This is a genomic window from Streptomyces sp. NPDC046862 (assembly GCF_040704615.1).
Classification (GTDB): Bacteria; Actinomycetota; Actinomycetes; order Streptomycetales; family Streptomycetaceae; genus Streptomyces.
On sequence record NZ_JBEYXP010000015.1, the window covers coordinates 46,569 to 64,140 of the forward strand.

At 66.9% G+C, this 17,572-nt stretch carries 17 protein-coding genes and 1 pseudogene; 10 read left to right on the plus strand and 8 right to left on the minus strand.

Annotated elements, in window-relative coordinates:
• Positions 1-10: 10 nt before the first annotated feature.
• Together AB0959_RS18470 and AB0959_RS18475 are read right to left on the minus strand one after the other, a co-directional pair.
• A pseudogene (locus AB0959_RS18470) lies at positions 11-328 on the minus strand (class II aldolase/adducin family protein); the annotation flags it as partial.
• A 181-nt stretch (positions 329-509) separates the two neighbouring features.
• Positions 510-644 (minus strand): hypothetical protein, encoded by a 135-nt coding sequence (locus AB0959_RS18475; RefSeq protein ID WP_366827603.1) that lies wholly within the window; start codon positions 642-644, stop codon positions 510-512.
• Here AB0959_RS18475 and AB0959_RS18480 point away from each other — a divergent pair.
• A complete protein-coding gene (locus tag AB0959_RS18480; protein WP_366827595.1) occupies positions 618-1,475 on the plus strand; it encodes a LysR substrate-binding domain-containing protein in 858 nt (285 codons plus the stop codon). The two genes, AB0959_RS18475 and AB0959_RS18480, sit on opposite strands and share 27 nt — an antisense overlap.
• 575 nt (positions 1,476-2,050) lie before the next feature.
• On the opposite strand, the gene AB0959_RS18485 is transcribed toward AB0959_RS18480, so the two are convergent.
• Positions 2,051-2,407 (minus strand): IclR family transcriptional regulator C-terminal domain-containing protein, encoded by a 357-nt coding sequence (locus AB0959_RS18485; RefSeq protein WP_366827596.1) that lies wholly within the window; start codon positions 2,405-2,407, stop codon positions 2,051-2,053.
• A gap of 121 nt (positions 2,408-2,528) precedes the next feature.
• Between AB0959_RS18485 and AB0959_RS18490 the strand changes: the two genes are divergently transcribed.
• A complete protein-coding gene (locus AB0959_RS18490; protein WP_366827464.1) occupies positions 2,529-3,986 on the plus strand; it encodes an APC family permease in 1,458 nt (485 codons plus the stop codon).
• Positions 3,987-4,155: 169 nt separating this feature from the next.
• Here AB0959_RS18490 and AB0959_RS18495 read toward each other — a convergent pair whose 3' ends face one another.
• On the minus strand, positions 4,156-4,773 hold the full coding sequence (locus AB0959_RS18495) for a TetR/AcrR family transcriptional regulator C-terminal domain-containing protein (RefSeq protein WP_366827597.1): 618 nt from the start codon (positions 4,771-4,773) through the stop codon (positions 4,156-4,158).
• A gap of 243 nt (positions 4,774-5,016) precedes the next feature.
• Here AB0959_RS18495 and AB0959_RS18500 point away from each other — a divergent pair, with 243 nt between their 5' ends.
• The 4 genes from AB0959_RS18500 to AB0959_RS18515 all read left to right on the plus strand — a co-directional run bounded on the left by AB0959_RS18500 (position 5,017) and on the right by AB0959_RS18515 (position 8,692).
• On the plus strand, positions 5,017-6,114 hold the full coding sequence (locus AB0959_RS18500) for a hypothetical protein (RefSeq protein ID WP_366827465.1): 1,098 nt from the start codon (positions 5,017-5,019) through the stop codon (positions 6,112-6,114).
• Positions 6,114-6,659 (plus strand): ester cyclase, encoded by a 546-nt coding sequence (locus AB0959_RS18505; RefSeq protein WP_366827466.1) that lies wholly within the window; start codon positions 6,114-6,116, stop codon positions 6,657-6,659. The genes AB0959_RS18500 and AB0959_RS18505 overlap by 1 nt, the downstream gene beginning before the upstream one ends.
• Before the next feature lie 17 nt (positions 6,660-6,676).
• The gene (locus AB0959_RS18510) at positions 6,677-7,510 is read left to right on the plus strand and encodes an MBL fold metallo-hydrolase (protein ID WP_366827467.1); all 834 of its coding nucleotides are present in this window, start codon (positions 6,677-6,679) and stop codon (positions 7,508-7,510) included.
• 417 nt (positions 7,511-7,927) lie between these two features.
• Positions 7,928-8,692 (plus strand): IclR family transcriptional regulator, encoded by a 765-nt coding sequence (locus AB0959_RS18515; RefSeq protein ID WP_366827468.1) that lies wholly within the window; start codon positions 7,928-7,930, stop codon positions 8,690-8,692.
• Positions 8,693-8,726: 34 nt separating this feature from the next.
• Here the strand turns inward: AB0959_RS18515 and AB0959_RS18520 are convergent, their stop codons facing one another.
• Together AB0959_RS18520 and AB0959_RS18525 are read right to left on the minus strand one after the other, a co-directional pair.
• The gene (locus AB0959_RS18520; RefSeq protein WP_366827469.1) at positions 8,727-9,893 is read right to left on the minus strand and encodes a helix-turn-helix domain-containing protein; all 1,167 of its coding nucleotides are present in this window, start codon (positions 9,891-9,893) and stop codon (positions 8,727-8,729) included.
• 426 nt (positions 9,894-10,319) lie between these two features.
• Positions 10,320-11,420 (minus strand): NAD(P)-dependent alcohol dehydrogenase, encoded by a 1,101-nt coding sequence (locus AB0959_RS18525; RefSeq protein WP_366827470.1) that lies wholly within the window; start codon positions 11,418-11,420, stop codon positions 10,320-10,322.
• Positions 11,421-11,562: 142 nt separating this feature from the next.
• Here AB0959_RS18525 and AB0959_RS18530 point away from each other — a divergent pair, with 142 nt between their 5' ends.
• Positions 11,563-11,751: a hypothetical protein gene (locus AB0959_RS18530; RefSeq protein ID WP_366827471.1), complete on the plus strand. Its 189-nt coding sequence runs from the start codon at positions 11,563-11,565 to the stop codon at positions 11,749-11,751.
• Between the two features lie 78 nt (positions 11,752-11,829).
• Here the strand turns inward: AB0959_RS18530 and AB0959_RS18535 are convergent, their stop codons facing one another.
• A complete protein-coding gene (locus AB0959_RS18535) occupies positions 11,830-13,134 on the minus strand; it encodes an aspartate aminotransferase family protein (protein WP_366827472.1) in 1,305 nt (434 codons plus the stop codon).
• Between the two features lie 654 nt (positions 13,135-13,788).
• On the minus strand, positions 13,789-14,277 hold the full coding sequence (locus AB0959_RS18540) for an Lrp/AsnC family transcriptional regulator (protein ID WP_366827473.1): 489 nt from the start codon (positions 14,275-14,277) through the stop codon (positions 13,789-13,791).
• A 166-nt stretch (positions 14,278-14,443) separates the two neighbouring features.
• Between AB0959_RS18540 and AB0959_RS18545 the strand changes: the two genes are divergently transcribed.
• The 3 genes from AB0959_RS18545 to AB0959_RS18555 all read left to right on the plus strand — a co-directional run bounded on the left by AB0959_RS18545 (position 14,444) and on the right by AB0959_RS18555 (position 17,569).
• Positions 14,444-15,883 carry an aminotransferase class V-fold PLP-dependent enzyme gene (locus AB0959_RS18545; protein ID WP_366827474.1) on the plus strand — a complete coding sequence of 480 codons (1,440 nt, stop codon included), beginning with the start codon at positions 14,444-14,446 and terminating at the stop codon, positions 15,881-15,883.
• Positions 15,884-16,004: 121 nt separating this feature from the next.
• Positions 16,005-16,808 (plus strand): SDR family oxidoreductase, encoded by an 804-nt coding sequence (locus AB0959_RS18550; protein WP_366827475.1) that lies wholly within the window; start codon positions 16,005-16,007, stop codon positions 16,806-16,808.
• A gap of 530 nt (positions 16,809-17,338) precedes the next feature.
• The gene (locus AB0959_RS18555) at positions 17,339-17,569 is read left to right on the plus strand and encodes a hypothetical protein (RefSeq protein WP_366827476.1); all 231 of its coding nucleotides are present in this window, start codon (positions 17,339-17,341) and stop codon (positions 17,567-17,569) included.
• The last annotated feature ends 3 nt before the right edge of the window (positions 17,570-17,572 follow it).

Here is a 17,572-nt window from a genome sequence, read left to right on the forward strand (position 1 = left end):
GATGCGGAAATCAGTCGAGTAGAGCGGGGTATGGGGCGACGGCCCGGTCGTACAGCGGCTGGAAGCTGTTCCAGCCCGCGGCCGGGGTGCCGATCTCGTTCCGCGTCTGCCGGGCAACCTCGGACCGGATGCGCCTCGGGGTGCCGGCGGCTCGGGCCAGGAGCTGTGCCTGGCAGGAGCGCTCCATCGTGATGAACCACCAAGCGGCCTCGTCCACTGTCCCGCCGACGGTGAGGAGCCCGTGGTTGCGCAGGATGACGGCCTTGGTGCCGCCGAGCGCTCCCGCGATCCGCTTGCCCTCCTGCGGGTCGAACACCAATCCGGCGAAGAGCCGGAACGCCGCGGCAAGGCTGCGTTTGCGCCACAGCCGCTCCTCGTCCACGGAGGAGGCGGTGGGCCTGACCTTTCGCGGCTGCATCACAGTGGGCTCCTTCGCTCGTCGCTCATGCCGCTAGTGCTGGGACTTCGGTCCTGGCGGAGCGATGCTTTGACTATGAGCGCGACCCACTTCATGCGACAATCACAAGTATCTCGACTACTTGTTTAGGATCTTTGAAGTGGCTGACTTCACTCTCCGCCAGCTCGAGTACTTCGTAGCCGTCGTCGAGGCCGAGTCCGTGACGGCGGCCGCGCAGCGCCTCCACGTCTCCCCGGGAGGGGTGTCGCTCGCGCTGAAGGAACTCGAGACATCCCTGAAGGTCCAGCTCACGCTGCGCCGCCGAGGCAAAGGCGTTTCCGTCACTCCTGCCGGGCGGTGGGTCTACGAGCACGCAAACGCCCTGCTCGCCCGGTCGGCGGACATCAGCGCGGCAGCCCGGATCGTCCGAGGGGAGCTGACGGGCCCCTTGCGGATCGGGTGCTTCAGCACCCTGTCGCCCTGGCTGTTCCCGCGCATCGCCGTGCACTTCGCTGAGAACCACCCCGGTGTCGAAGTGCATCTCGTCGAAGACGCGTCCGCCGTGCTGCACGACCGCATGCTCAGGGGGGAGCTCGATGTCGTGCTCAACTACTCCAACCATCTGGGGCCGGGAATCGACAGTGCGGAGATCGCCCCGGTGCGACTGGTGCTGGCGGTGTCGCCTTCCCACCGTCTCGCGGCGTTCGACGAGGTGCCGCTTCGCGAGCTCGAGAACGAAACCGCCATCCTGGTCGCGCTGCAGCCGGCGACCAGCCATGTGGAGGACATCCTGCGCTCCGCCGGGTTCGAGCCTCAGGTGCGCTGGCGCAGCGCCAACGTCGAGACCATCCGCTCAATGGTCGCCAGGGGCCTGGGCTACACGATCATCATGGGCCGCCCGCAGGGTGATCGCACCTACGACGGCCTCCCGCTGGCCTACCGCCGAATCGCTGATGATGTCCCACCCAACAGCGTCGTGATCGCCTACCCCGACGGCACCATCCCGACAGCGAAGGTGAGCACGCTCATCGCGTTCTGCCGCCACGAGTTCGGCAAAGAGGGGCAGCGGGTGCTGTGAAGCCAACCGTTCCCATCCGCCCGGACCTCTGCCGGAGGGATCAACGGCTTCGTGATGGGAATTGACGGAACTGCGGAGAGAGCCGAGTTCAACGAGCCGCATCAACGCCGTCCTCGACTGAGGCGAGTGCGCGAACGTCTGGATTGCCTCGCCGCCCAGCGCCCAGCCCGAGCAGTTCAGGTATCAGTGGGTCCTCCATCACAGTCCGCGCCCCCGTTGCACCGGCTCGTCCACCTCGACACCGCAGCGGCAGTCCGGTGTTCGTACGAGATCACTCTCATGGCTTCGCATGGGGCTGGGTCGGCGGTTTTCCGGGCCGCGAGAGCGCCATGGGGTGGTGACAGCGCTGTCCGTCCCAACCTGCGAGAGGTCATGGCTTCATTGTCCAGCGCCACCGGAACCGAGAAGATGATCCGCCGATGGCCGGCGAACCCTGTGGCTCAGCCTCTTGTCACGCAGCATCGCCCACAGCACGCGGCCCGGCGGCGTGGGAGCGCCGGGCTGTTTGTCAGGTGCCCAGGGCGTGCGGGATGTCCGCGGCGGTCTTGCGGACCAGGTCGATGATCTTCTCCCGTTTAGAATCGTCGAGTCGGGACGCGGGACACGGTGCGGAACGGGTTGCGACGGTGGTCGCCATCGGTGATGGGGGCGGCGGCCGACCGGATTCCCTCGTCGATCTCATCGTTGGACACAGCCCACCCACGGGCACTGTCACGCTGGATGTCGTGCAGGAGCCACTCACGTCCGTTCCCCGGAGGGCGGGCGCCGTCCGCCAGCGCCCGATCCACATAGCGCTCACAGTCAGCTGGGTCGAGGCCTGCGAGCAGGAGTCGGACGCTCGCGCCGCGCAGTGCACACAGGCTCGGCAGGGGTAGCCGCCGCATCCCCGAGACGCCCCGCAGCGAGCATCGACTCCCACAAAGGACCGGCATCAGTTCGCTGAGCGACAAGAACGCTGCGCCCAGAGCCAAGGAAACGGGAGCAGAGCTTCCCTACGGTCTACGGCACACGAGGCTCGTGCCCACAACCCGTGAACAAGCGAGGAGTTCTCATATGTCCCCGCCGTCTGCGACACCCCACAGACTGAAGCTCGTCGACGCCATCGCCCAGTCCGTGGGCTTCCTCGGCCCGGTCTTCTCGGCTTCGATCCTGCTGATCCTTCTCATCGAAGGCGCATCAGGAAAGAGTGCGGGCCCCGCGGCGCCACTGTCCGTTCTGATCGCCACCATCGGCGTTCTCGGACTCGGATGGATCGTCGCCGAATACGCGAAGCGAATCCACTCGGCCGGGTCGCTCTACAGTTACATCAGCGCCGGACTCGGCGCGCGGATCGGTGCCGCCGCCGGCGTCGTCTACTACGCCGGCATGCTGATGCTCGGCTCCTCCCTCGGCATCTACATCGGCGGCTACGTCTATGACACGCTCCAGGCGGAGTTCCACCACGGGGTCCTTCCCGTCTGGGGCTGGCAGGTACTCCTGCTCGCGCTGGTGCTCGCGGTCGCCCACGTGGGTGTCCGTGTGTCGATCAAGGCGCAGATGGCACTGGCCCTGACGTCCATGCTGGTCCTCGTCGGGTTCTTCATCTACCTCATCGCACATGCCGGTGACGCGAACAGCGTCAAGGCCTTCTCCCCGTCGAGTTCCCCGGACGGCTGGGGCGGTGTGCTCTTCGGCGTCCTCTACGGCGTGCTGCTGTTCACCGGCTTCGAGACCTCGGCCAATCTCGCCGAGGAGACGGACAACCCCGGCAAGAACATCCCGCGAGCGGTCCTCACCTCGCTGCTGATCGCCGCCGCTTTCTACCTGCTCGCCACCTACGCACAGGTCGCCGGCTTCGGACTCGACCTCGCGAAGATCCAGGCCGCCCTCGGATCCGGTGAAACGCCGCTTATCTTCCTCGGCGGGCCCGCGGGTGCCGGTGGCGCCGGTTCCGTGGCCATGCGGCGGATTCTCGAACTCGTCATCCTGCTGGACATGCTGGCCGTGTACATCGGCGTAGCGGTTGCCGCCAGCCGAGGCATCTTCTCGCTCGCCCGTGACGGCTGGATTCCGCGTCGGCTCGACAAGGTCAGCCGACGGCACGGCACTCCGGTCAACGCGCTGGTACTCATGGGCGCTTTTCTGTTCATCTGGATCCTGGTCTCGAACGTGGCGGCCGGTCCGTTCCGCCTCGGCAGCGCACCGGACTACTTCTCGACGTTCATCTGGACCTCCACCTTCGGCGGCTTCGCGATGATGGTGGTCTACCTCCTCCTGTCCGTCAGCGCTGTGCGCGGACTCCGTGACGCCGGCAGCAGGGTCAAGGTCTGGATCGCAGCAGGCGTCGGCACAGCGCTCACCGTCAGCGCCGTCTTCGGCGCCATCTACAAGGTTTCGGCACCCACTGTCTGGGCCCCATACCTCGCCCTCGCAACGCTGGCGGTCGCCCTGGTCGTCATGGCCCTCGTCGGCCGAAGGCGTGGAGACACCAATGTTTCAGAGAGCCAGGCTCCTGCTCTGGTAGTGGACTAAGAAATGACGCCAGCGGCGCCTTGATGTGTCGCGCCAGTCGAGTGCTCGTTGAGGCTGTCCGTCGTCCGCAAGAGATGCGACGCCTCAACCGCACGGGGCCGAGCACCGTACGTTGGGTAAGCGTCCATCCGCCCGCCGGGCATCCACTCCTCCGTCGGCGACAGCAGCTTCACCCGGCCTTCAGCGGCCCTCCGTCGTAAGCCACACCGGTCCGGGCGGCCAGTCCGGCGATCAGCAGTTCGAGTCCATAGTGGAATGCGGCGTCGTGATCGCCGGTCGCCAGAAAAGGCGCGGTAGCAGACAGGAGGGGGTCGCCCGTGCCCGCGATGTCGTCGATACGTTGCTGGATCTGGCCTTCGTCCATGGCGCCCAGGTAGATGGCATAGCCCAGCTCCCGCATGATCGAGCCCACCACGAAGGCGGTGTAACTGCGCAGGACGAGGACCAGCTCCTCGGGTGCGAGCCCGAGATCGGTCAGGCAGGCCAAGGTTGAGCGCATGGCATCCAGGGCCGCGCGAGACTGAGTGGGCCTCGTGAGCACCAGGGGAAACGTCTTTGGGTGCTGTTGCGCGGCGGCCCGGAAGGCGGCGGCCTGGGCCCGGATGCGGTCCTGCCATGTACTGGCGTCCTCTCCGGGAAAGTCGACGCTGGCGAGCAGGGCCTCGGCGACACCGTCGAGCAGGTCATCCTTGTTCGACACGTGGCTGTAGAGCGACATGTTCTCGATGTCGAGCTCAACGGCCAGTTTCCGCAGAGAGAAGGCATCGGGTCCGTCGCGGTCGATCATCGTCACTGCTGTCGCGATCACCTTCTCTCGCGTCAGACCGAGCCGCCTGCCGCGGCCAGTTCCTCGAGCTGTCATTCGGCCTCTCCCTTGACATCACTTGCGATGCAAGTCTAGCGTCCAGCAAACACTTGCACTGCAAGTCTTACTGGCTCCGGACACAGCTTGCGCCAGCCGCGCACTCATCCGTGCAACTCGGCCGCACCGACCTGCCGCCCCGGACCATGTCCGCTTTCAGGAGGACCGATGAAGCTCGCTTGGCAGGACACCGATGTCCTCGACATGCCCGGGCCCGGCACCCGCATCACCACCCTCGACGGCCTGGACGAGGTGCCGGGCGGCTACGGCGCCGCACTCGCGTGGGCCCGTACGCGGGCGAAGGCACTGCGCGCCGAGTTCACCGCGACGGGATCCCCGGACAGCGTCACCACCTGCGACCTGGTGACCCTGCCCTACCCCACCAGGTTCGGCCTGTTCCGGGCGAGCTGGGCCATCACCCCGTTTCTCGCCATCACCAACCGCATGCTCGTCATCCGCTGGACGGACAGCGACGGACGGCAGCGCGTGCTGCTCTTCGAGCCCAGCGACGTGGAACTCGGCCGGAACACCCCTTACTTCGCCGCCCTCGCCCGGCGCACTCCCGGCCCACTGCAGTCTGTGATGGTCACCGAACATGGCACAGTCCTCGGGCACTTGGCCCGGCTCGGCATCCAGCCCCAGGACGTCGACTACCTGATGTTCGACCACCTGCACACCCAGGACCTGCGCCGCTGGATCGGCACTACCAGCCCTCAGGCCGACCTCGGCGGCATAACAGAGCCGGCCTTCCCCAACGCCAGGGTCATCGTGCAGCGCCACGAACTGCTCGCCATGTCCCAGCTGCACCCCCTCCAGCAGCCCTGGTACCAGGCGGACACATACCAGGCCGTACGCCCCGAGGCGTTCCTCGCGGTCGACGGCTCCGTGCTTCTCGGCCCGGGCATCGCCGTCATCGCCACCCCCGGCCACGTCTTCGGCAACCAGACGCTGATACTCAACACCTCGACCGGTGTCTGGGCCAGCAGCGAGAACGCCATCGCCGCAGAGTGCCTGACCCCCGAACACTCCCGCATGCCCGGCATAGCCCGCTGGGCGCGCACCTGGCAGCAGGAAGTGGTCCTCAACGCCAACACCATCGAGACCACCGCCGAGCAGTACAACTCACTGATCGTCGAGAAGACCCTGGTCGACCGGTCCCAGACCGACCCTCGCTTCCTGCAGTTCTTCCCCTCCAGCGAACTGACCGCGGCCTGGAGCAACCCGGGCACCAAGCCCACGTTCACCCACAAGGCGCTGACTCACTGATGCTCGCCGACGACATCCGCAAAGCCCGGCAGAAGGTGGTCCTGGACCACTTCCACGACGAGGTCCGCCAGGACTGGGACGATGTCCTGGCCACCTTCCCGCACCCTCACTACGAGCTCATCCCCACCATGGAGGTCCACGACGGCGACCGGGCGGTGCGCGGCTACTACCACGCCACCCGCGTGGCGTTCCCCGACCAGGACCACGAGATCATCGCCCTCCGCCACAGCGACGACGCCGTGATCGTGGAGTTCTGGCTGCTGGGCACCCACCTCGGCCAGCTCGGCGCCATCCCGCCCACCGGGAACCCCTTCCGCATACGCATGACCGCCTACTTCATCTTCGACTCCGACGAGAACCTGGTCTGCGAACGCGTCTACTTCGACAGCCTTACCCTGCTGAAGCAACTCCTCGGCGGTCTGAACATGAAGAATCCCAGGAACTGGGTGCTGATCGCCCGCTGCGTCAGGGGCCTTCTCAGGATGTCCAGCAGTCAGCCGGACCCCCGCCTCGTCAACACCACACCCCCCGCCCTCGCAGACTGAACTCCCAAGAGGTCCACATGAGGGTCCACCACCTCAACTGCGGCACCATGCGCCCGCGAGGCGCCGATCTGGTCTGCCACGTACTCCTGATCGAGACCGGCAGCGGCCTGGTCCTCGTGGACTCCGGTTACGGTCTGGACGACATCGCGGATCCCGGACGGCGCGTCGGGCCCTCGCGCCACTACGTCCGGCCGGTCCTGGACCCCCGGGAGGCAGCCGCCCGCCAGGTCGAACGGCTCGGTTTCCGTCGCGACGACGTCCGGCACATCGTCCTCACGCACTTCGACGCGGACCACATCGGCGGTCTGTCCGACTTCCCCCAGGCTCAGGTTCACGTCACCGCGGCCGAGGCACGAGGGGCCGTCCACTCCCCGTCCTGGCGGGAACGGCTCCGCTTCCGTCCCGCCCAATGGGCGCACGGCCCGAATCTCGTCGAACACAGCCCTGACGGAGAGGCCTGGCGCGGCTTCGCCGCGGCCATGGAACTCACCGACGTGGCCCCCGGCATCGTCCTCATCTCCCTGCCTGGCCACACCCGCGGGCACGCCTGCGTCGCGGTGGACACCGGCGCCCGCTGGATCCTGCACGCCGGCGACGCCTTCTACCACCGCGGCACACTCGATCCCCGCACCCCAGTACCCGTCGGCCTCCGCGTCATGGAAACCCTCATCGCCCACGACCTGAAAAAGGTGCGGGACAACCACGCCCGCCTCACCGAGCTGTACCGGCGGGCAGACCCCGACCTCGCGATCATTTGTGCGCACGACCCGGCCCTGTACGAGAAAATGCGCACCGAGACAGACCCCCCGGGGAACGCGGCCGGCAGCCCGCCTACACGGCCTAGCCACTGACCTGAGCCGTAGCGCTTTTCGAAGCGGCCCACCCCGGCACCACGCCTGCATTCTCCTTGTAGGCAATCCTTCTCAAATCGGTGCAATAGTTCCACAGGGTCCAAGGACGAACACCGCAGCGCCGACCCCGTCGCCCCCCTCGTGGCCCGCCGCCGAAGAGACAGGAGCCAAGCATCTCCACGACGGCAGGTGGGCAGAGTGCCCGCGGCTGAGGGCAAGCGGTAATCACCGCGTCGCTACGTGTGCGTCGTCGACGCCGAAGTGAGCGAACGCCTCGCCCGGGGCATGCCACACAGACACTGGCGATGACCCCCCAGGCGGGATTCTCCAGCCGCGAAACCGTTACTTAGAATGCAACGTACGTTGCACTAGGCGTTTCGAGCATGTGTGATCCGGACAAGAGGAAAGGAGTCCGCTGTGGCACGGACGGACCGAAGCGCAGTCGCCAAGGCCCTCGATCTGCTGAAGGCGCTCGCCGACGCCGAGGGGCCACAGAGGCTTACCGAACTGGCTGAGAGCGTCGGACTCCACCGGGCCACCGCCCATCGGTCGCTGGCCGAACTCGCCGATCGCAATTTCGTCCTGCGCGACGAGAATGACCGGTACATCCTCGGCTGGGCATTCCTGCGGATGACACAGAGCCCGGGAGCGAGGCACAGCCTGGCTGAGCTATCCCGCCCCGTACTGAACCGGCTGGCCATCGAAACCGATCGCATCGCGGGGATCGAGGTGCTTGAGTCCGGCGGCTGCCGGGTCATCGAAACCGTGCGCTCTCCGCGCTACCAGCGCTTCCGCGGTTTCAGCGGTGAACTCTTCGAGCCTTGGCGCTCTGCCAGCGGTCTGACCCTCCTGGCCTTCGCCACTCCAGGCGAACAACGCACCTTCCTCGACACTGCAGCTGCCGCAGGGATCGACATCGACAACTGGGCTGAGCAACTGCAGATGATCCGGGACTCCGGCTATGCGCACTCCTCTGGCCAACTCGATCCGCTCACCGCCGACGTCGCCGTGCCGGTCTTCGGCGCAGGCGACCAGTGCCGGGCTGTCATCTCAGTCACCGGCCTCGCCCAGGACATCAACGAGGACGGGGCGCCTCAGTTCGCGGCGGCTGCCGCTTCTGCAGCCCAGTCTCTGCAGCGCTTGATGGAGCAAAACGACGTCCCTGCCGCTCAGCCTCGCTAGACACGCCTCCCGCGCCGGGTCACCCACTCTTCCTTCAGTTCGGGCGACTCGAATCAGGACGGACCCCTGGCGGCAGATGACCGCTCGACGTCCACCGGTGGGTCTGATCACGGCCAGCAGTGACGGTTGCGGCAGGATCGAACTTCGGCGGTCCGCCGGCTGTATCGCGAGCGTTGTGAACAGCACGTGCGGGACCACTCAACAGGTTCGGTTCCGCACTCAGCGTTGTGTCTCGGTACGTCCGAGGCGAAACCCCGTATACGCCCTTGAAGATGCGGCTGAAGTGCGCGGCATCGAGGAAACCCCAATGGGCAGCGATTGCTGCCACAGAGCACTTCCGACGCATCGGGTCCGACAGGTCTCGGCGACAGTGCTCCAAACGACGAGACCGAATGAACGAACTGATCGTCGCCCCTTCCAACTGAAAGAGGTTATGAAGGTGCCGCGTCGAGATGTAGTGCGCAGAAGCGACCATGGTCGGACCCAGGTTCGGATCCTGAAGATTCTTCTCGATGAATGCTCTGATCCGCCCAAGCAGGTCCTCGGCCGGGCTCACCAGGCGACGACCCGGCCCGAACTCGTCCGAAAGCAACGTACTGATGAGATCGAGGAGGTGGTGGGTCAACCGAACGCCACTCGGACCGGAGACCTGGTCCAGGTTCTCCGCGACGTGGGTGAGGAACGAACCCGCTATCCGGCCCAAGGGCACGTCGACACCGATCCGTACCGCAGTCACCTGGCGAACGACGTCCGCATGAAGGTCGATGGCACGTCGGGGGAACATCACCGCCAGGCATCGAAAATCCTGACTGAACTCGCGTGTGTAGGGTCGCTCGGTGTCGTAGATCGCCAGATCGCCGGGGCTCAGCATCGCCTCACGGCCATCCTGGATGAGGATTCCTGCCCCGGCGATCTGGATGCAAATCTTGTAGAAACCGTCGTCGTTGGGAGCGATCAACTCTGGCGTCCGCTCGAAACTGTGGCCTGTGGCGTTCATCTCGCAGAACATCACATCGGACAGGACACGCTTGCGGAAATCACCATGGAATCGGCCGTGACCACTGCGGTGCATTTCCAGCGGGACGAATGAACGTGATACAAGTTCCTGCCACTCGGTGAATGAAATAGCAGAGGCCGACAGATCTGGTCCGCCCATCCTCTCGGACGCGCAGCAAGATGCGGCTCGTATTCTCTGATTCATGTTATGCATGTGAACGATCACGCCCTAGTCGACCTAGACCTGCGTCAGAGAAAGACGCTCTGGATCTGCCGGTATGCAGCCGAGCCCTCAGGCCCGAGCTCCCGCTTGAGTCCGCTCGCCTTGACCCTGCCGAAGGCCGGCGAAGCCGTCGGCGCGGTGGTTGATCGATTCGCGAGCCTATCCGTGCATCCGCACGGGCCGACGGATCCCGGTGTGCTCAGCCGGTGGAGTCGGCGAAGGAATGACGGGCTGCCGCGACCGCTGCGTCGGTGTCTGCCTGCATCACCTCCTGTCCTTCTCCGACCTGCTCCTCGGTACTGGGGTTGATCAGGGCGAGCACTCGGTTCGTTGCGGGCGCAATCCAGGATCCGCCGACGAAGAACTTGTCGTAGCGCAGTGGTGCTGGCTTCCCGATGAGTCTGGCGGCTAGGCGAAGGTCAGGACGGGCTTGACGGTGGTTCCGGACTCCGAGTCTTCGACCGCCTGGTTGATGTCGGCGAACGGGTACGTCTTGATCAATTTGTCGAACGGGAACCGTCCCTCGCGATGAAGCTGAACCAGCTTCGGGATAAAAGAGCGCGGGATGCTGTCGCCCTCGACGATCCCCCGGACGGTCCTACCGAACAGCAGCGACTCCATATCGAGACTCACCTCGGTGCCGGGCGGGGAGCCGCCGATAAGCCCGCATACACCGCCGACGGCGAGGGCGTCGACTGCCGAACGAAAGACCGCCGGAATACCGGTCGTGTCCAGCGCGAAGTCGAGCCCAGGGCCCGCCGCCAGATCGCGGAGGCCCTCGACAGTTCCGCCCTGAGGAGCATTGAGAGTGTGGGTCGCGCCGAGTTCCCGCGCCAGCTTCAAACGATTCTCGTTGAGGTCGACCACGGCGATGGTGGTGCAACCGGCGACAACGGCGGCCATGACCGCGCTGAGGCCGACTGATCCGGCCCCGAAAACCGCGAGGCTTGTCCCCACCTCGGGCCGTAGCGCGTTGAGGACTGCGCCGGCGCCGGTCTGAATGCCGCAGCCAAGCGGGCCCAGCAGTTGGAGGGGCGCGGCCTCATCGACCTTGACGACGTTGCGCTCGGGCACCACCGCGTAGGTAGCGAAGGAGGACTGCCCGAAGAACGCCCCCTGAACGGCGTGGCCGGCGCGGCTGAGAGGCGTCGTGCCGTCAGGCCGGGCACCAGAGAAGTTGTGCGCGTAGAAGTGGCCGCAATATGACGGCCGACCGCGCTCACACATGCCACAGGATCCACAACTGCCGAACGTGAGAACAACGTGATCCCCTGGCTCGATCATCGCAACGCCTCGGCCGACGGTTTCTACCACCCCGGCTCCCTCATGTCCCAGCACTGCCGGGAGCGGCACCGGGTCCAGCTGGTCGCGTGCGTGTAGATCGGTTTGACAGACCCCCGAACTGATCATACGAACGAGCACCTCGTTGTCTCGGGGCGCCTCAAGCTGGAGTGGGACAAGAGCGAACTCCGCACCCTTGTATTCCGTCACCGCCGCCTGGATTTGCATGGGGGGTCACCTTCTGGATTCTCGCTGGGACGGTCAATGGGCTTCTGCGAGTGCGTCGCATTCCGTGCGCGCCCGGGTGGGACGTGACGCGGATCGTCGACATAGGACTCTCACGAACCGGTGGGCGAGCGCCGGATCGATCATGAACCGGGCCGGGTCCGAGCTCCTGGACCAACCGAACCTGCGCTCGACGACGGGGTCGAAGGGTGTCACGGCCGACACCGGCGCCGGTCGCCTCGAAGAGACACAGTTCGGCCTCGACGTCCGCCGTACGCGAGTCGACGGCCATGGAGCTGCCGAAGGCTATGCCATGACGGGCGAGGCCACGTAGGCGCTGGTCAGCGTGGGCACGAAGCGAAACACCAGCGCAGCCGGCGCGATGAGCACGCCGGCGACCCCGACGAACAGGTCACAGCGATCGCACCGCCTTGGTCACCGCGGTCACCAGGTGATCGGCCTGAGCGTCGGTCAGCACCAGGGGCGGCGATATCACGATGTTCGGACCCGTTCCGCGTACAAGGACCCCCTCCCGGCGGGCGGCTTCGACGACCGGGGTCGCATCTTCCAGTTCGAGTTCCAGGCCGAACGCCAAGCCCTCTCCGCGGACTTCGAAGACCGTCGGCTCGTCCTCCAACGGCTTGAGTGCTTCGAGGATTCGCGCGCCGAGAGTGCGGGAGCGCTCCAGAAGCCCTTCGGACTCGATGAGGTCGAGGTTGGCGAGCGACACGGCCGCACCGACCGGATGACCGTTGTAGGTGAACCCGTGCCGGAACGGGGCTCCGTGCAGCATCCCCATGACGCGTTGACCGATCAGCACCGCACCCATCGGAACGTACCCGCTGGACAGGCCCTTCGCGGTGACGACGATGTCCGGTTCGATGCCGTACCGCTCGCAGCCGAACCAGTACCCGAGGCGGCCGAAGGCGGTGACGATCTCATCGACGATCAGCAGAATGCCGTGCTTGCGGAGCACGTTCTGCAGCCGATCCCAGTAGTGCGGCGGCGGTGGCACCATGCCTCCGACACCGAGGAGCGGTTCACCGATGAACGCAGCGATTCGCTCCGGACCGATGTCCGAGATGGTCTGCTCGAGTTCGTCGATCAGCACATCCGCTGCGTTCTCGCCCAGTCGCCGGGCATGCGGCTTGCTCAAGTGCACGAACCCCGGAGGGAGCGGGCCGAAGCCCTCGTGGAAGGCGGGCAGGCCGGTCGCGGCCATGGCCCCGGCAGCCACTCCGTGATATCCGCCCTGGCGCGACAGGATGATGGTCCGGTCCGGATTCCCCTGAGTGTGCCAGGCCAGTCGGGCCAGCTTGATGGCCGTCTCGTTTCCCTCGGAACCGCCGTTGGTGAGGAACACGGAGTCCAGGCCTGAAGGCGCGATGTGGGCCAGCCGATGTGCCAGGCGGATCGCGGGCGGGTTGGAAAAGTTCCAGAACGATGCGTAGAACTCCAGCTGCCGCATCTGCTCGGCTGCGACCCGTGCCAGTTCCGGGCGGCCGTGACCGACTGCGCACTGCCACAAGCCGCATGTCCCGTCCAGGTACTCATCACCGTGGATGTCGCGCACGATCGCTCCGTGCGCACTGTCCACGATGAAGGGCACCGACGGCTGCCCCACCACCGCATGTGGGTGCAGCACGTGGGCCATGTCCAACGCCCGCAGCTCGGCGGCCTGAGACACGCCGGCGGCCTCGCTCGCTGTATTTGCCATCGTCACTCCAGTTCAATCCGCTGTCTTGAGTGCGGCTTGTTCACCGAACGCCTCTGTGGCCATCTCGAGCGATGGCGGCGGCGACCAGGCCGCGCACCCGGCGTAGACCGGCGCGGCTGGCGGGGTCGGCGCATACGGCTCCGGCCTCGCCAGGGATGGGAGTCGAACCTGCGGCGAGGTTCCCGAACGGCCCGACCGGGGTCACGGACGGCGGCGACCGGTCGCGCGCCGGCTGTTTGACCAGCCGACGCTGACCCCCGCCAGACAACGTTACTGTCTACGCAACATGCGTTACGGACACTGAGACTAGGGCGTTGGTATGGACGTGTAAACCCCGCAATGGGCACGGAGTCCGCGTCAAGTTACCGAAGGGCACAACGGCCGGTGGCAGCCGGACGGCGATGTCCGGATACCCGGGCCTCGCGCTTGAGCTTGCTTGCGCTCCGCGGGATGCGCTCCAGGACCGCCTCGGCGCCTGACTTCCGTCGCGATGCTCAAACTACGTTCCCGACCGACCCCCGTAGTCGGGTCAACCTGTGAGGCCACCCACCGGGCGCGTCTGACATGCGGTGCATCGGTATGGCCGCATCACGGCCGCCTCGACCTCTGCGCGCGGCTGCCGTCCTGCGCCAGGCGGTGGCGCTTGCTGGGCCGTCATGGGCGTGGGGCGGGCCAGGAGTTGAGGGGGAGCGGGCCTCGGTCGATGACGGTGCGGATGCAGAAGGTGCTGCGGGCGTCCCGAACGGGACCGATGGCCAGGATCTGGTCCGTGAGCACCTTTTCGAAGGTGCGCAGGTCCGGCACGGCGAGCTCGACGAAGAAGTCGGCGTCGCCGGATACCACATGGCAGGCGACCACGTGGTCGATCGCCTTCAGCGCCTCTTCAACCACCTGGGAGGTGGTGCGGGAGTGCTCGACCTTGAGGGAGAGGAACACCGTCAGCCCGAGCCCGAGGCGCTCGCGGTCCAGATCGGCCCGGTAGCCGGCCAGGACCCCGTCCTCCTCCAGCGCCTTGGTGCGGCGCAGGCAGGACGAGGGTGACAGGCGTACGGCCTCGGCGAGGTCGACGTTGGGGGTGCGGCCGTGGCGCTGGAGGTGGTCCAGGATCGCCCGGTCGATGCGGTCGTACAGGGGGCGTGGCATGAAATGCAGCGTAGCGGCCGCATCGGCGAACAATCCTGCGCCACAGGGCCTTCTGGGCACTGCGTACGCCATCGCATGCTGGACTTGGCGATGCATCCTGGTCACGTGCTCCGGCCGTTACGCCGGACTGCCGCTCCTCAGCCCCTCAACGACATCGGACTGCCTCATGCACTACTTCCCCCTGGAACCCGACCGCGCCGCGATGGCGGAAATGGGCCGTCTCGTCCTGGACCGTGTCGTCGATCGCACCGACAAGCTCGCGGCACGCCCCGCGACCAACCCCCTGTCCCCGCAGGCCGAAGCCGACCTGGTGGAGTCCTTCCTGGCGCCGCCACCCGCCCGCGGCGGTGACCTGAAGGCCCTGCTCGCACGCCTGGACGAGGCCGCCGACTGCGCACTGGAGACGGCCGGTCCCGGCCACCTGGCCTACATCCCGGGCAGCGGCCTGTACGCGGCCGCGCTCGCCGAGTTCTACAACCGTGCCATCAACCGCTACGGCGGCCTGGCCTCCGTCGCCCCGGCCCTCGCCGCGCTGGAGGAGAGCGTGATCCGCTGGATGGCCCAAGAGGTGTGCGGTCTCCCCGAAGGCAGCGGCGGGCTGCTGACCAGCGGTGGCTCGATGGCCACCTTCTCCGCGACGGTCGCCGCCCGCCACCACAAGCTCGGCGAGGACCTCGTCGACGGCACCGTCTACACCACCGCCTTCGCCCACCACTCCGTCGCCAAGGCAGCTCGCCTCGCCGGCATCCGCGCCGCCCACATACGTGCCGTCCCGCACACCCCGGACCTGCGGATGGACCCCGATGCCGCCGCCGCGATGATCCGCGCCGACCGGGACGCCGGACTGCGGCCGTTCCTGCTGGTGGCCACCGCCGGCACCACGGACACCGGCACCGTCGATCCGCTGCCGCAGCTGGCCGACCTGGCCCGCCGCGAGGACGTGTGGTTCCACGTCGACGCGGCCTACGGAGGCTTCTTCCGCCTCACCGCACGCGGAGCAGAACGCCTCGCCGGTATGGAGCAGGCCGACTCGATCACCCTGGACCCGCACAAGACCCTGTTCATGCCGTTCGGCACCGGCGCCCTGGTCGTGCGCGACCTCTCCGCCCTGCACGCCGCGCACGACGGCACCGGCAGCTACCTCCAGGACATGGGGGCGGCGGGGAGCGTGCCGAATTCCGGTGAACTTGGGCCCGAGCTGACTCACGAGATCCGCGGTGTGCGGGCCTGGCTGCCCCTGCACCTGCACGGGGTGGACGCCTTCCGCGAGGCTCTGGACGAGAAGCTCGACCTGGCCGAACAGGTCCACGACGCGCTGTCCGGCGTCGCGAAGCTGGAGGTTCCGCAGCGTCCGGACCTGTCCACTGTGATCTTCCGTGTCCGCCCCGCCGACGCCAGCCGGGACGCCGCGGAGCGGGCCGATGAGGCGAGCCGCCGTCTACTGGAGCGGATTAACGGCCACCGACGCATCGTGCTCTCCAGCACGGTCGTCGACAGCCGCTACACCCTGCGCGTCTGCGTGGTCTCCCACCGCACCCACCACGACCGCATCACCGAGGCACTGAAGATCATCACTGCCGAGGCCAGGAACATCGCCGTCGCGTAGACAGCGACGGCCCTGGACCCGGGTGGTGTCCACCTGAGGGACGCCTCCGTGGAATCACGAATGCAAGGAGGAATTCATGACTACCCATCCCGAATCGCTTCCCGCCAGGGGAACAGCCATCGTGACCGGTGCCTCCTCCGGCATCGGTGCAGCCTACGCACGTCGGCTCGCTGCAGATGGTCACGATCTGGTGCTGGTGGCGCGTCGCTCGGAGCGTCTCCGAGCACTTGCCGCAGAGCTGACCGGGCAGCACGACGTGCGGGTGGAAACCGTCGTCGCGGATCTGGGCGATGCCGGTGACCTGGACCGGGTTGCCCGGCGAACCGCCGAGGACGACGTCGAGCTGCTGGTGAACAACGCGGGCATCAACGGCTACGGCCCCTTCGCCGAGACCGACACAGCACTGCTGGAGAAGGTGATGGCCGTGAACGTGGTGGCGCTCACCCGGCTCGCTCGTGCAGCCGTGCCGGGCATGCTGGCACGCGGCCGCGGCGCTGTGGTGAATGTGGCTTCCACCCTCGCCTTCGCCGGTTCGCTTCCGCCGGACCCTCTGCCGGTGCGGGCGGTCTATGGAGGGGCCAAGGGGTACGTAGTCACCTTCAGCCGAACCCTCGCCGCAGAGTTGGACGGTGCGCCGGTTCGTGTCCAGGTGCTGTGCCCCGGGCTGACGGCCACCGAGTTCCATCTCACGCAGGGCCAGGACCCGGTAGCCGGTGATGTAGCGCGGGTGCACGACGACGGAGGCATGCCCGTCGAGGACGTGGTGACCGCCTCGCTCAGGGCCTTGGAAACCGGCGAGGTGGTGTGCGTGCCCGGACTGGTCGACGGCGAGGCGGTGAACCGCATCGCCGCAGCGGAATTCGAGCTCCGCTCCTCCTCCACCAGCACACTCGCCCCGCGCTACCACAGCCCCGCCCACAAGTGAGTCCCCGGCCGCTGTGACGGTCGGCCGGAAGAGGCGGAGCCACGGCCCTTAAGTCCGTCTTGCGGAACCACCGGGACGCGGGGCAGGTATGGAGGGCCTCGTTCCGCGAGAGACGGTTCGAGGCTCTCTGCTCACTCCGCCGGACGCGTGGTTGCTGAGGTATGCCTCAGCCTCAAGACCCAGCGGACCACGCTGAAGAACCGGTAGTTGACCAAGAGCTGTCCCGTCGCGGGAGCGCGAGCGAGGGCAAGATGTTTAGGATTTTTGAACTACCTAGCCTGATATTTGTGATTGCCGTAATCCCGTGAGTGGCGCAATCTGCTTGGCACCGGCAGCGCGGCTGGACATCGCTCGTTCAGCAGAGATGTTCGAGGAGAGCACGTGGGATCACTGAGAATCGCCCACCGGCTTCAGGAGCTGCCTCCGTCCGTGCCGGGCCAACGCCCGGCAGGCGGGGAAGCACCCAGGCAGGCGTGCCTTGCCTTGAACGAGGTCCCCCCAGGCCTCCGCAGGCGGCGATCGTCGAAGCGATGAAGGAGACGCTCGAGGACGCGCACCGGTACCCGGGCCTGCCGTACGTGGAGCTTCGCGACACCCTCCCTCGCGCACGTCGGCCGGCCCTCCGACCGCATTGCGGTCGCGCGATGGGATCCCCGGCGATGCTGCGCTACATCGCCGGGAGTCTCGTCAAAACCAAGTCCGAAGCGATTTTCCCTGAGCCGAGCTTCGCCGCTGATCTCCCCGGTCGCGGCCGTATGTGAGGG

Coding starts and splice junctions, on each gene's coding strand:
- AB0959_RS18535 (WP_366827472.1), bottom strand. CDS start 13,134: ATGGCAAATACAGCGAGCGAGGCCGCCGGCGTGTCTCAGGCCGCCGAG.
- AB0959_RS18530 (WP_366827471.1), top strand. CDS start 11,563: ATGAACCGGGCCGGGTCCGAGCTCCTGGACCAACCGAACCTGCGCTCG.
- AB0959_RS18540 (WP_366827473.1), bottom strand. CDS start 14,277: ATGCCACGCCCCCTGTACGACCGCATCGACCGGGCGATCCTGGACCAC.
- AB0959_RS18505 (WP_366827466.1), top strand. CDS start 6,114: ATGCTCGCCGACGACATCCGCAAAGCCCGGCAGAAGGTGGTCCTGGAC.
- AB0959_RS18545 (WP_366827474.1), top strand. CDS start 14,444: ATGCACTACTTCCCCCTGGAACCCGACCGCGCCGCGATGGCGGAAATG.
- AB0959_RS18520 (WP_366827469.1), bottom strand. CDS start 9,893: ATGAATCAGAGAATACGAGCCGCATCTTGCTGCGCGTCCGAGAGGATG.
- AB0959_RS18525 (WP_366827470.1), bottom strand. CDS start 11,420: ATGCAAATCCAGGCGGCGGTGACGGAATACAAGGGTGCGGAGTTCGCT.
- AB0959_RS18500 (WP_366827465.1), top strand. CDS start 5,017: ATGAAGCTCGCTTGGCAGGACACCGATGTCCTCGACATGCCCGGGCCC.
- AB0959_RS18495 (WP_366827597.1), bottom strand. CDS start 4,773: ATGATCGACCGCGACGGACCCGATGCCTTCTCTCTGCGGAAACTGGCC.
- AB0959_RS18485 (WP_366827596.1), bottom strand. CDS start 2,407: ATGCCGGTCCTTTGTGGGAGTCGATGCTCGCTGCGGGGCGTCTCGGGG.
- AB0959_RS18490 (WP_366827464.1), top strand. CDS start 2,529: ATGTCCCCGCCGTCTGCGACACCCCACAGACTGAAGCTCGTCGACGCC.
- AB0959_RS18510 (WP_366827467.1), top strand. CDS start 6,677: ATGAGGGTCCACCACCTCAACTGCGGCACCATGCGCCCGCGAGGCGCC.
- AB0959_RS18555 (WP_366827476.1), top strand. CDS start 17,339: ATGAAGGAGACGCTCGAGGACGCGCACCGGTACCCGGGCCTGCCGTAC.